Source organism: Phenylobacterium sp. (assembly GCF_044358365.1).
Taxonomy (GTDB): Bacteria; Pseudomonadota; Alphaproteobacteria; order Caulobacterales; family Caulobacteraceae; genus Phenylobacterium.
Map to the genome: position 1 here is coordinate 1 of NZ_JBIKNZ010000087.1, position 12,377 is coordinate 12,377.

Consider the following 12,377-nt stretch of genomic DNA (forward strand, 5'->3'; position numbering starts at 1 on the left):
CCAACCCGACATAAACTTCCATTGGGTCCATCCTCCTGTTTGAAGCAGCGCGATCCACTCGCTCCGACTTCGTATCTTCAGGTCTGGATGGGCCTACCTCAATTACGCGATGTCAGCGAAAGAATCGATGATCCGCCGGTTCGCGGGGATGTCGACCGCGGGCTGACGGGCGGGGTCATTGAAGGTGTAGTCGGTCCCTATCGTCGTTGAAAAGGTCGCCGTCCGCGTCGCTCCGGCCGTGCCAGCGTTGAGGACATCGTAGCGGGTCAGGCCGAAGTCATTGATCGAGGCGGCGATGATGTTGCCGGTCGTTGACGCTTCGTTGCTGTTGACCCCCTGAATGGCGAAGCCGCGGGTGAAGTCGTCCCCAGGTCCGCCGGTAAATGCGGTCCGAAACTGCACGTTACCCGCCGTGGACGGGCCGCTCAGGTCCGCGTTGAACAGGTCTCCGAGGGGAATGACGTTTAGCGTGGTGCCGCGGAAACTGGTGGCTCCGGCCAGGGTGCTCTGCGCGAAGTCGTTCGTCCCGATGTAGACCGCGTTCTTGTCCATCGCGAGGGTCGGAAAGTCTGCCAGCGTGCGTCCACCAGGCACTAACTCGGCGAAGCCTTCGAACTTGGTCGCCTTCCAGCCGCCGAGGGCGTTTGATGTATCCGAAACGGCTACATTGATGTCCTTGGTGTTGGCGCCGAAGCCGATCGCGAGCCAACGATCCGCGTCGGCATTGTAGATGACCCGCTGATCGCCATTGGGAACACCTGCCAACCCGGCCTTGTCTTGCCAGAAGCTCGTGTCCGAGGTGAACGCTGTTCGGTTACCCGTCGACTTATCGAAAACAGCAAAGCCGCCATTCGTGAACTGTACAAGCTGGGTCTTGCCCGCAGCGGCGATGGTATCCGGGGGGACGAAGTTTCGGCCGACAGAGGCCACGTCGTACTGGCTGATGCCCTGGAAACTCAACGTGACCACGCCGTTGGAAAACGTGGGGCCCGCCGCTGGAACCGGGGCGGGGTTGAACTCGCCGGGTACTTTCGGGTCGCCCTTTGTTAACCTGTATTTCTGTTCAGTGAGTTGAGCGCTCGCGCTCGTGGCCAAAAGTGTTGCTGTCAACACCGATCCGACCAGCAAAGCGCTCCGCGCGCCAAATTTCAACATGACTACTCCCCCAAACATGCTGTGGGGAATAGCAAATCCCAATTGTTAACCAAGTCAATGCCTGCTTGTAAATTCCCCCCTGAGGGGAATAATTGCACCAAATAATTGCATGATATGGATGGGCCGAATTGCTGCTTCGCGCCGTGCAGGGCGCCCGTCGGCGCCAGCGATGGCGACGGGCCGGTTTGAATCAGGCGCTGGCCAGCGCGCTCTGGAACAACAGCGCCCCGTCCGCTGAACCCAGTTCGGCCTCGAACGCGCGGTCGGGGTGAGGCATCAGGCCCAGCACGTTGCCACGGGCGTTGACGATGCCGGCGATGTCGCGGGCCGATCCATTGGGATTGTCCAGGTAGCGGAAGACCACCTGGCCCTCGCCCTCCAGCCGGTCGAGGGTATCCACGTCAGCGAAGAAGTTGCCCTCGCCGTTGCCGACGGTCATGGTCACCTGACGGCGGCCTGCATAGCCAGCGGTGTAGCGGGTCTGGGCGTTGGTGACCTCCAGATCGACGGCCTTGCAGACATACTTCAGCTTCTCATTGCGCAGCAGCGCGCCCGGCAGCATTCCCGCTTCGCACAGCACCTGGAAGCCATTGCAGATGCCGACGGTGGCCACGCCCCGCCCGGCGGCGGCCTTCACCTCGGCCATTATCGGCGACAGCGAGGCCATGGCCCCGCAGCGAAGGTAGTCGCCGTAGGAGAACCCGCCCGGCAGGACGATCAGGTCCACAGCATCCGGCAAGGCCGTGTCGCCGTGCCAGACCATGTCGACGTGGGCGCCTGTGGACCGCTCAATTGCGACCTTGCAGTCACGGTCGCAATTGGAACCGGGGAAGACGATGACGGCAGCTTTCATTGGTTGCGAGTCCAGGTTTTGAGGCTGTCGAGGTAGGCGTGGAGTTGGTCGTAGCCCCTGGCGTCACCGTAAGGGCAGCCGGTGGTAATGATATCGCCGCCCTTGGCCTTCTGCATCATGATCGCCGGGTGACCCGGCGCGCCCTTCACGGTGATGAGATACGACGTCCGGCCATCGGTGCTGGAATAGAACCGGTAGGGTTCTGCGGGATCCTTGGGCGCGGGCGTCAGGTGCGGCTGGGCGGCGAGGGCGGCGGCCTGGGCTTCGAAGGGAGAGGCGCAGTCGAGACCCAGGTAGGTGGGTTCGGGTTCGGCTGCGGGGGCGCACGCGGTCAGGGCGAGGGCGGCTAAGGCGGCCGCCCGACTTCTCACGCCAGCTCCACGCGGTAGCTTTCGATCACGGTGTTGGCCAGGAGCTTCTCGCACATGGCCTTGACCTCCGCCTCGGCGGACGCCGCGTCTGTTGCGGCGAGGTCAAACTCGATGGTGCGACCGACGCGCACATGTTCGACACCAGCCCAGCCCAGGCCGTGCAGGGCCTGTTCAACGGCCTTGCCCTGAACGTCGAGGACGCCCGGCTTCAGGAAAACGTGGACTTTCGCGCGCATCCTAGTGGAGGCCTCCCTGAATCACGGTGGGCATTTCCTTCATGATGCCAAGGCGCCGCGCCACTTCGGTATAGCTCTCGATCACATTGCCCAGGTCGCGGCGGAACCGGTCCTTATCGAGCTTTTCGTTGGTCACGCTGTCCCAGAGACGGCAACTGTCAGGGCTGATCTCATCGGCCAGGATGGTGCGCGGGAAGTCGTTCTCGTAGATGCGCCCGAACTCCACCTTGAAATCGACCAGGGTGATGCCGACGCCGGCGAAAAGGCCGGTAAGGTAGTCGTTGATGCGCAGCGTTATGGCCATCATGTCGTCGATCTCCTGGGTCGAGGCCCAGTTGAACGCGGTGATGTGCTCTTCGGTGACCAGCGGATCGTGGAGTTTGTCGTCCTTCAGACAGAATTCGATGATCGAACGCGGCAGGGGCTGGCCCTCCGGAATGCCCAGGCGCGTGGCGAGCGATCCGGCGGCGATGTTCCGGCAGATCACCTCCAGCGGGATGATCTCGACTTCCTTGATCAACTGCTCGCGCAGGTTCATCCGCTTGATGAAATGGTTCTGGACGCCGATCCCGGTCAGCCGGGTCATGATGTACTCGCTGATGCGATTGTTGATGACGCCCTTGCCCTCCAGCACCGCTTTCTTCGTGGCGTCGAAGGCGGTGGTGTCGTCCTTGAAGTACTGGATCAGGGTGCCTGGCTCAGGGCCCTCATAGAGGATCTTGGCCTTGCCCTCGTAGATCTTCTTACGGCGGGTCATCGTGCGGCCTTCTCCATGGCGAGGACTAACCAACTGTCGGTGGAACAAAAACGCGCGCGACTCTGTGCTCGCGCGCGGGTCCGACTCGGCCTCTCACCCTATTCAGGCAATCTAATTTTAGCGAAAGGCATCGGCTGGCGCAAACTGCCAACGCGTTCCCGCTTTTGATTGCGGCGCCTTTCGGCGCACGATATGGGAACGCCGCTTCGAGACGCTGACCCCCAAGGACCCGATGACCACTTTTGACGAACGCGAAAAGGGCTTCGAAAAGAAGTTCGCGCTGGACCAGGAGCAGGACTTCAAGGCCCACGCCCGTCGCAATCGCGCGCTGGGCCAGTGGGCCGCCGGTCTGATGGGCCTGGAAGGCGAGCACGTCGACGAATATGCCAAGGCCGTGGTGAAGTCCGATTTTGAGCTGCCGGGCGATGATGACGTGTTCCGCAAGGTCTTCGAAGACCTGAAGGGTTCAGGCGTCGCCGTCTCCGACAGCGAAGTCCGCATGAAGATGGCGGAGCTGCTGGCTCAGGCCCGGGAAAGCGTTCGCTCCGAGGGCTAAGGCGCGCCGGCCGTCTTCAACGGTGGCTATGCCCTGGCCTCCTCCTCCTGCTCCCCGAACACGCGGGCGAAGATGCGGTCGACGTTCTTGAAGTGGTAGCCCAGGTCAAAGAGCTCGCCGAGTTCGGCGGGTGACAGGGTGATCTCCGGGTCGGCGATCAGGAAATCCAGGAAATTGCCCTCGCCGCGCCACACCTTCATGGCGTTGCGCTGGACCGCCGCGTAGGAGGCCTCGCGGCTGAGGCCCTTCTGGGTCAGGCCCAGCAGCACGCGCTGCGAGTGGACCAGGCCGCCCAGGCGATCCAGGTTCTTCGCCATGTTCTCCGGATAGATCACCAGCCGTTCCATCACCCCGGCCAGCCGGCGCAGGGCGAAGTCCAGGTGCACCGTGGCGTCGGGCGCGATGCCGCGCTCGACCGAGGAGTGGCTGATGTCGCGCTCATGCCAGAGGGCCACGTTTTCCATGGCCGGCATGACGGCCGAGCGGACCAGTCGGGCGAGGCCCGTGAGGTTTTCCGTCAGGATCGGGTTGCGCTTGTGCGGCATGGCGCTGGAGCCCTTCTGGCCGGGATCGAAGGCTTCCTCGGCTTCCAGCACTTCGGTGCGCTGCAGGTGGCGGATCTCGATGGCCAGGCGCTCGATCGAGCTGGCGACCACGCCCAGGGTGGCGAAATAGGCGGCGTGGCGGTCGCGGGGGATCACCTGGGTTGAGATGGGCTCGACCACGAGGCCCATCTTCTCGGCGACATAGGCTTCAACTTCCGGCGCCACGTTGGCGAAGGTGCCGACCGCGCCGGAGATGGCGCAGGTGGCGATCTCGAACCTCGCCATGGCCAGCCGCTCCTTCGCCCGCTGGAACTCGGCGTAGTGGCCGGCGAGCTTGAGGCCGAAGGTTGTGGGCTCGGCGTGGATCGCGTGGCTGCGTCCGACGGTGGGCGTGAGGCGATGCTCGAAGGCCCGGCGCTTCAGCGCGGCCAGCAACAGGTCGACGTCGTCCATCAAGAGGTCCGTCGCCCGGCAGAGCTGGACCGCCAATGCGGTGTCGTTGATGTCGGATGACGTCGTGCCCTGATGCAGGAAGCGGGCTTCCGGGCCCACGACTTCGGAGATGTGGGTGAGGAAGGCGATGACGTCGTGCTTCACCTCGCGTTCGATCTCGTCGATGCGCGCGGCGTCCCAGAGGGTGTCGCGGCCCTTTTCCCAGATCACCCGGGCGGCCTCCTTCGGGATCACGCCCAATTCGGCCTGCGCGTCGGCGGCGTGGGCCAGGATTTCGAACATGATCTTGAAGCGGGAATCCGCGCTCCAGATGGCGGCGGCTTCGGGGCGGGCGTAGCGAGGGATCATGGGGCGGGGTATCCAGCCGGACCCCCGCCCAAGTCAAATTTTATCGTCAGATTCAGGCCTCGCCGCGGTCCGCCCGCGCTTTCGCCAGGGCCTTGGCCAGGCCGAAGGAGCCCAGGAAATAGTGCAGGGCGCCCCAGAGGCTGACGGCGTAGGCCAGGATGATGCCGTGGCGCGTGGCCAGCACCAGCGAGCCGTCGCAGGCCGCCACCGCAGAGGCCGGTGCGCCGGCGGGCGCGACACCGCCGGGGCAGGCGGTCTGGAAGCTGGTCGCCTCGCCGGCGAACATGCTCTGCACCGCCGCCCAGAACCCCGGCTGACCCGGATGGGCCAGGTGGAAGGCGGCGAAGTGATCGATCACCCAGCCGGCGAAGGGCGGCCCGCCCCCCAGCGCGATCAGGTTCAGGAAGAAGAACAGGATCGCCGTCGCCGTCGCGCGGCGATAGGTGGGCACCATGTTCTGGATCACGCCAAACGTGGGGCCCAGGTAGACGTAGGAGAACAGGCCCGGCAGCAGCAGGAACAGCGCCGCCATCTGCCAGGTGGGCGCCACATAGACCGCCACGATGAACGGGAAGGCCAGGGTGATGCCGATGGCCGGCACCAGGGCGTACCAGCGCGGCCCGAACCGGGCCAGCTTGTCGGTCAGCCACCCGCCCAAGAGGGTGCCGATCCCGCTGGAAATGCCCCCGGCCAGGCCGGTGATCAGGCCCACCTCGCCATAGCTCAGGTTAAAGGTGCGGATGAAATAGGGCGGCGAAAACTGGCCCCCGCCATAGCCGGCGAAGGACACCAGCGTCACCCCCAGCACCATGTTGAGCACCGGCCACTTGCCAAACAGGGTGGCGATCACCGCCCCCATCTCCCTGAACTCGGCGCCCAGCGAATAGGGCGGCCGCGCGCGCGCCTCCGCGCTCTCCGCCCCCGGCTCGGAATGGCCCCGCGGCGGCTCCTTGATCACCAGCTTCAGCGCAATCGCGACCAGGATGCCGGGGATGCCCACCAGCATGAAGGCCGTGCGCCAGGTGAAGTGATCCAGCATGAAGCCGCCGATCACCGCGCCGAACATCGAGCCCAGCGGAATGCCGAACGAATAGACCGCCAGCGCCGAGGCGCGTTTCTTGGGCTCGAAATAGTCCGAAATCAGCGAGTGCGCCGGCGGCGACAGCCCGGCCTCCCCCACGCCCACGCCAAACCGGTAGGCCGCCAGATGCACGAAGTTCGACGCCGTGCCGCACAGCGCCGTAAACCCCGACCAGATCACGATCGACACCGCGATGATGTTGACCCGCGAAAACCGCTCGGCCAGCCGCGCGATCGGAATGCCCAGCATCGTATAGAGCAGCGCGAAATAGAGCCCGCCCAAGAGGCCCAGCTGGGTGTCGGAGATCTTCAGGTCCACCTTGATGGCCTGGCCGATGGTGGAAATGATCGTCCGGTCGATGAAGTTCAGCGTGTAGGCCACCACCAGCAGGAACAGCACCAGGCGCTTGTAGTTCTCGCTGTAGAACGGACGCGGTGGCGCGGCGGCCCCCACGGGCGTGGTGGTGCTGGACGACATGGACGCTCCCCCGAGCATTACGCATCCCCCGCCCCGGACAGGGGGTGGGGGGTTTTTGGTGTTGGGGGGAGGTTAGCCGGGGTTGGGGCGGAGGGGTAGGGGGGATGGGGGTCGTTGACTCCCGGATCGCCCTGCAACGTCGCGTTGCGCCGGGACCCAGCATCGGCTTAGGTAGCGGCCAGTCGGGAGTGTCGGGTGGACGTCGAGGCCTTCATCACGCGGTGGACGGCGCGCGAGGGCGGGGCCGAGCGCGCCAACTATCAGATGTTTCTCGCGGAATTGTGCCGCGTGCTGGGTGTGCAGGAGCCCGAGGTGTCGGGGGCCGACGTTCGCCAGAACGACTATGTGTTCGAGCGTGCGGTAAGGCCGCGCGAGAGCGACGGCGGCACGGCGCCCAAGCGGATCGACCTCTACAAGAAGAACGCCTTCATCCTGGAGGCCAAGCAGTCGCGGATGCCGGGTGGCAAGAACGCGATCCCAACGCAGCAGAGCCTGCTGCCAGCCGAGGACCTTGAAACGCTGGGGCGCCGGACGCGCGGGCCGGCGTGGGACGTGATGATGCAGAACGCGCGCAAGCAGGCGGAAGGCTATGTCTTCCTGCTGGACGCTGACCAGCCCGCGCCGCCGTTCATCATCACTTGCGACGTCGGCCATTGCCTGGAACTGTTCGCCGATTTCACCGGCACAGGGCGAGCCTACAACCAGTTCCCGGACCGCAACGGCTTCCGCATCTATATGGACGACCTGCGCGACGCCGAGGTGCGGGCGCGGCTGGCGCAGGTATGGACCGACCCTCACGCGCTGGACCCGACCAGGACCTCGGCACGGGTGACCAACGAGATCGCGAAGCGCCTGGCCGAGGTGAGCAAGGCGCTGGAGGCCAAGGGGTGCAACGCCGAGGACGTGGCGCACTTCCTGATGCGCTGCCTGTTCACGATGTTCGCCGAGGACACCGACCTGTTGCCGAAGGGTTCCTTCTGCACGCTGCTGGAAAAGAGCGTGGCCGACCCCTCGCACTTTCAGCACCGGCTGAAGGCGCTGTGGCGCGAGATGGAAACCGGCGCAGAGTTCAGCCCGGTGATTGACGCCAAGGTGCGCCACTTCAACGGCGGGCTGTTCAAGGACACCACGGTGTTCGAGCTGGGCCGTGAGGAGATCGGCGAACTGCTGGGGGCGGCCAGGGCGAACTGGAAGCTGGTGGACCCGGCGATCTTCGGCACCCTGCTGGAACAGGCGTTGGACAAGGATGAGCGGCGACGCCTTGGCGCGCACTATACGCCGCGCGCCTATGTGCAGCGGCTGGTGGACGTGACGGTGATGGAGCCGCTGCGCGAGGACTGGCAGACGGCGCTGAAGCGGGCGGCGGGCTGGCGCGACCTGGGCGATGCCGGGCAGGCGGTGACCGAGGTGAAGGCGTTTCACCACAAGCTGTGCACCACGCGCGTGCTGGACCCGGCGTGCGGCACGGGCAACTTCCTCTACGTTGCCCTGGAGATGATGAAGCAGCTGGAAGGCGAGGTGCTGCAGGCCCTGACCGACATGGGGGAGCGGCAGGCCAGCCTGGCGATGACGGGCGAGGAGAGCGTCGACCCGCACCAGTTCCTGGGACTGGAGCTGAACCCGCGCGCCGCCGCCATCGCCGAGCTGGTGATCTGGATCGGTTATCTGCAATGGCACTATCGCAACTACGAGAACCACCCCGCCGAGCCGATCCTGCGGGCGTTCAGCAACATCAATTTCGGCAGGCGCGAGGGCTATGACGCCGTGCTGACCTGGGACGGGTATCCGGTTCCGGGGGTGGCGGTGGGCGAAGATGGCGTGCGGCGCGAGACCTATCCGAACGCGCGGCGGCCTGCGTGGCCGGAAGCGGAGTTTATTGTGGGGAATCCGCCGTTTATCGGAGGTAAGGACCTGCGGTCACGGATGGTGCCGGGCTATGCCGAGGCGCTGTGGGCCGCGCACCCGCAGATGAACGAGAGCGCAGATTTCGTCATGTACTGGTGGGATCGGGCGGCTGAGATCGTGGCGCGGAAGAAGTCGCTGACCCGGCGCTTTGGGCTGGTGACGACTAACTCAATCAGTCAGGTTTTCCAGCGTCGGGTGATAGAGCGGCACTTGAACGCAAAGAATCCGATTTCTTTGCTTTTCGCGATCTCCGATCACCCGTGGACCAAGGCCACGCGAGACAGTGCATCGGTTCGTATCGGCATGACCGTCGCTGGCATCGGATCTGCGGACGGCCTGCTTTTGGAGCTGATGGCGGAAGCGAGCCTCGATACCGATGAGCCCAAGCTCGTGTTTTCCCAGAAAACTGGTCGGATCAATTCCGATCTCACGGTTGGGACGGACGTAACAAAGGTCGTACCGCTGCTCGCGAACCAAGGCGTTTGTTCGCCCGGCGTGAAGTTGCATGGGGCTGGGTTTATCTTGACGCAGGCGCAAGCCCGACACCTCGGACTCGGAACTAGGGCAGGGCTTGAGCGGCACGTTCGCCCGTACCGCAATGGCCGGGATCTCACGGCGACTCCACGCGACGCTATGGTTATCGACCTGTTCGGGCTTACGGCAGAAAACGTGCGCCGTGAATATCCGGAGGTGTACCAGCACCTATCCCAGACGGTGAAGATGGATAGGGAGGCACAAGTCGCAAAATCACCCACGAAAGATGCGATAAGTTACCGTGATGCGTGGTGGATATTCGGAAAACCGCGATCAGACCTACGCCAAGCAATATCGCCACTTCGTCGTTACATCGCGACGGTGGAGACGGCAAAGCATAGGTTGTTTCAGTTTCTTGATGTTTCCATATTGCCTGACAATAGACTTGTTTGCTTCGCTTTGAGCGGCGGAGATGAATTGGCAGTGCTAAGCGCCAGAATTCATAAGGTTTGGGCGCTCACTACAGGTGGTACTCTGGAAGACCGACCAATCTACACCAAATCACAGGGCTTTGATCCATTCCCCTTTCCAAATCTGGGAGGCGATCTAGCAAAAAGCCTGAGCGCCCTCGGCGAAGAGCTCGACTCCACCCGCAAACTCGTCCTCGCCGAGCATCCCGACCTCACCCTGACCGGCCTCTACAACCTGATCGAGAAGGTGAAGGCCGGCGCCGAACTGACCCCCGCCGAGGAAGACGCCAAGCAGCGCGGGCGGGTTCTGATCCTGAAGGAGCTGCACGAGCAGATCGACGCCCTGACGGCGCAGGCCTATGGCTGGCCCGCCGACCTGAGCGACGAGGAGATTCTGGCGCGACTGGTGGCGCTGAACGCCGAGCGGGCGAAGGAGGAGGCGGCGGGCCATGTGCGCTGGCTGCGGCCCGACTATCAGATCCCGCGCTTCGCCAGGGGGGCGACGGCGAAGACCGGCGAACTGGACCTGGGCGATGCGGTGGCAGCCATCGACAAGGCCTTGCCGCCCTTCCCCAAGGACCCGGCGGAGCGCCCGGTGGCGGTGGCGGCGCTGCTGATGATGGCGGCGCGACCGATGGACGCCGCCGAACTGGCGCGCGGCTTCAAGGGCGGTGGCAAGCGAGTGCAGCAGGGCGTGGTGCAGGCGCTGACCACCCTGGTCCGCTATGGCTGGGTCACCCCGCTGGGCGACGGTCGCTTCGCGGCGCGGCGGGCGGCGTGAAGAGGGTGCTTGTGCGAATGGCGTCGGAGGGGCGCGATGCCGCTTGATCTGACGCCAGAACGCGGACTGCTGTTTCGCATCACGCATACGGACAATCTGCCCTGGTTGTTGAACAACGGGTTGCACAGCGCGGGCAGCGGATTGGCTGATCCGGGCTTTGTTCCCATCGGCCTGGCCAATCTGATCGCCAAGCGGACCGCCCGCGCGGTCCCGGTTCCGCCCGGCGGTGTGCTGGCCGACTATGTCCCGTTCTACTTTACGCCGAAGTCGCCGATGCTGTTGAACATCAAGACCGGCTACAATGAGGTCGCGCGCCGTTCGGACGACGAGATCGTGATCCTGATCTCGTCCTGCAAGAGGATGATCGAGCGCGGGATCGACATGGTTTTTACGGATCGTCACGCCTATGTGGCCACGGCGCGATGGACAAAGGATGAGGCGGACCTGGCCGGAATGATCGACTGGGATATCCTGATCCGGCAAGATTTCGCACGCAGCGACGGTTATCCGGACAAGATGGAGCGCTATCAGGCCGAGGCGCTGGCACATCGCCATGTGCCTGCGGACGCGCTGTTGGGAATCGGTTGTGCGTCGGATAATGTGAAGGCTGCGATCGAGGCTGCCGTTCAGGCCGCCGGGCAGACGCTGCCGGTGTTTGTTCGCCAGGGGTGGTACTTCTGATGATCAGCTACACGCACGGAAATCTGCTGACGGCTGACGTCGATGCGCTGGTGAACACGGTCAACACGGTGGGCGTAAGCGGCAAGGGCATCGCGCTGATGTTCAAGGATGCCTTCCCGGACAACTTTCGCGCCTATGCCGCAGCCAGCAAGGCGGGCGAGATTGCGCCGGGTGGGCTTTTCATCACCGAGCGTCAAAGCATGCTGGGGCCGCGTTGGATCATCAACTTCGCGACCAAGGACCATTGGCGGCACCCCGCCAAGCTGGAGTGGGTCGCGCGAGGTCTGGACGCCTTGAGGCGTGAGATCGAGGCGCGGGGCATCCGCTCCATCGCCATTCCACCGCTGGGCGCCGGCAACGGAGGTCTGGCGTGGTCGGACGTCAAGCCACTGATCGCAAAGGCGCTTGAAGGCGTTGATGGCGAGATCATCGTCTACGAGCCGACAGCAGCCTATCAAAATGTGGTGAAGCGTCATGGCGTGGAAGCCCTGACACCGGCCCGGGCGCTGATGGCCGAGATGATCCGCCGCTACGGTGTACTGGGTTTCGAGTGTTCGATCCTGGAAGCACAGAAGCTGGCGTGGTTCCTGACCGGCTCGTTCGACCGGACGGGCGTGGGCAACCCCATCGCCGATGACTTTGTGGCCCAGCGGTATGGCCCCTATTCCGATCAGGTTCGCCACCTGCTCGACAGCCTCGACGGCAGCTATCTTACCTGCGAGCGGCGGGTGGCTGACGCGCGGCCCTTTGATCCCATCCGTTTTCGACATGAGCGTCGGGACCGGGTCGCGGCTTATCTGACGACGGCGGACGCCGGGCCGTATCGGCCTGCGCTTGACCACGCAGAGGCCGTCATTGACGGGTTCCAGTCGCCACATGGATTGGAACTGCTGGCGACAGTGGACTGGTTGCGGCGCAGATCCGGGGTCGAGATGGCGTTGGCGCCCATGCGGGATGCTATTGAGGCATGGCCCGGACCCTCGGGATCAGCCGCGCGCAAGGCGCGGGCGTTCACGGCAGAGCAAGTGACGATCGCCATTGAGCACTTGAAGCGGATCGACCCGCTCATCGACTGAGGTCTGTCCCTTCAGCCGCTTGAACGGGACACGCACCCATTTAGCATGCCTTGCGTGCGGCCTGCCCCCTTGTCTGTCGGAAGTATGCCAGATTGGGGATGTCTTCCGGGACGCCTGCCCGGTGCGACAACACCAGGCAGGCAATCGGTGGAAGGGTC

The 12,377-nt window shown here is 64.3% G+C and carries 11 protein-coding genes; 4 read left to right on the top strand and 7 right to left on the bottom strand.

What is annotated here, in order from left to right; genetic code table 11:
* Nucleotides 1-102: 102 nt before the first annotated feature.
* The 5 genes from ACIQ3B_RS16500 to purC all read right to left on the bottom strand — a co-directional run bounded on the left by ACIQ3B_RS16500 (nt 103) and on the right by purC (nt 3,372).
* Nucleotides 103-1,155, bottom strand: coding sequence for a hypothetical protein (locus tag ACIQ3B_RS16500; RefSeq protein ID WP_397404501.1), 1,053 nt, complete (start codon nt 1,153-1,155; stop codon nt 103-105).
* A gap of 190 nt (nt 1,156-1,345) precedes the next feature.
* Nucleotides 1,346-2,008: a phosphoribosylformylglycinamidine synthase subunit PurQ gene (purQ, locus tag ACIQ3B_RS16505; RefSeq protein ID WP_397404503.1), complete on the bottom strand. Its 663-nt coding sequence runs from the start codon at nt 2,006-2,008 to the stop codon at nt 1,346-1,348.
* The gene (locus tag ACIQ3B_RS16510; RefSeq protein ID WP_397404505.1) at nt 2,005-2,379 is read right to left on the bottom strand and encodes a hypothetical protein; all 375 of its coding nucleotides are present in this window, start codon (nt 2,377-2,379) and stop codon (nt 2,005-2,007) included. The genes purQ and ACIQ3B_RS16510 overlap by 4 nt, the downstream gene beginning before the upstream one ends.
* The gene (purS, locus tag ACIQ3B_RS16515) at nt 2,376-2,615 is read right to left on the bottom strand and encodes a phosphoribosylformylglycinamidine synthase subunit PurS (RefSeq protein WP_397404507.1); all 240 of its coding nucleotides are present in this window, start codon (nt 2,613-2,615) and stop codon (nt 2,376-2,378) included. The genes ACIQ3B_RS16510 and purS overlap by 4 nt, the downstream gene beginning before the upstream one ends.
* Nucleotide 2,616: 1 nt before the next feature.
* Nucleotides 2,617-3,372 carry a phosphoribosylaminoimidazolesuccinocarboxamide synthase gene (gene purC, locus ACIQ3B_RS16520; protein WP_397404509.1) on the bottom strand — a complete coding sequence of 252 codons (756 nt, stop codon included), beginning with the start codon at nt 3,370-3,372 and terminating at the stop codon, nt 2,617-2,619.
* A 232-nt stretch (nt 3,373-3,604) separates the two neighbouring features.
* On the opposite strand from purC, the gene ACIQ3B_RS16525 reads away from it, so the two are divergent.
* Nucleotides 3,605-3,928 (top strand): DUF1476 domain-containing protein, encoded by a 324-nt coding sequence (locus ACIQ3B_RS16525; RefSeq protein ID WP_397404511.1) that lies wholly within the window; start codon nt 3,605-3,607, stop codon nt 3,926-3,928.
* A 26-nt stretch (nt 3,929-3,954) separates the two neighbouring features.
* Here the strand turns inward: ACIQ3B_RS16525 and purB are convergent, their stop codons facing one another.
* Together purB and ACIQ3B_RS16535 are read right to left on the bottom strand one after the other, a co-directional pair.
* Nucleotides 3,955-5,274, bottom strand: coding sequence for an adenylosuccinate lyase (purB, locus tag ACIQ3B_RS16530; protein ID WP_397404513.1), 1,320 nt, complete (start codon nt 5,272-5,274; stop codon nt 3,955-3,957).
* Nucleotides 5,275-5,326: 52 nt separating this feature from the next.
* Nucleotides 5,327-6,832, bottom strand: a complete 1,506-nt coding sequence (locus ACIQ3B_RS16535; RefSeq protein ID WP_397404515.1) for a spinster family MFS transporter — start codon at nt 6,830-6,832, stop codon at nt 5,327-5,329.
* Between the two features lie 195 nt (nt 6,833-7,027).
* Here ACIQ3B_RS16535 and ACIQ3B_RS16540 point away from each other — a divergent pair, with 195 nt between their 5' ends.
* From ACIQ3B_RS16540 to ACIQ3B_RS16550, 3 genes are read left to right on the top strand one after another with little or no spacing between them, the layout of a single operon-like run.
* Nucleotides 7,028-10,462, top strand: a complete 3,435-nt coding sequence (locus ACIQ3B_RS16540) for a class I SAM-dependent DNA methyltransferase (protein ID WP_397404517.1) — start codon at nt 7,028-7,030, stop codon at nt 10,460-10,462.
* Nucleotides 10,463-10,498: 36 nt separating this feature from the next.
* Nucleotides 10,499-11,143, top strand: coding sequence for a DUF4433 domain-containing protein (locus ACIQ3B_RS16545; RefSeq protein WP_397404519.1), 645 nt, complete (start codon nt 10,499-10,501; stop codon nt 11,141-11,143).
* Nucleotides 11,143-12,219: a macro domain-containing protein gene (locus ACIQ3B_RS16550; RefSeq protein ID WP_397404521.1), complete on the top strand. Its 1,077-nt coding sequence runs from the start codon at nt 11,143-11,145 to the stop codon at nt 12,217-12,219. Before ACIQ3B_RS16545 ends, ACIQ3B_RS16550 begins: the two co-directional genes overlap by 1 nt.
* The last annotated feature ends 158 nt before the right edge of the window (nt 12,220-12,377 follow it).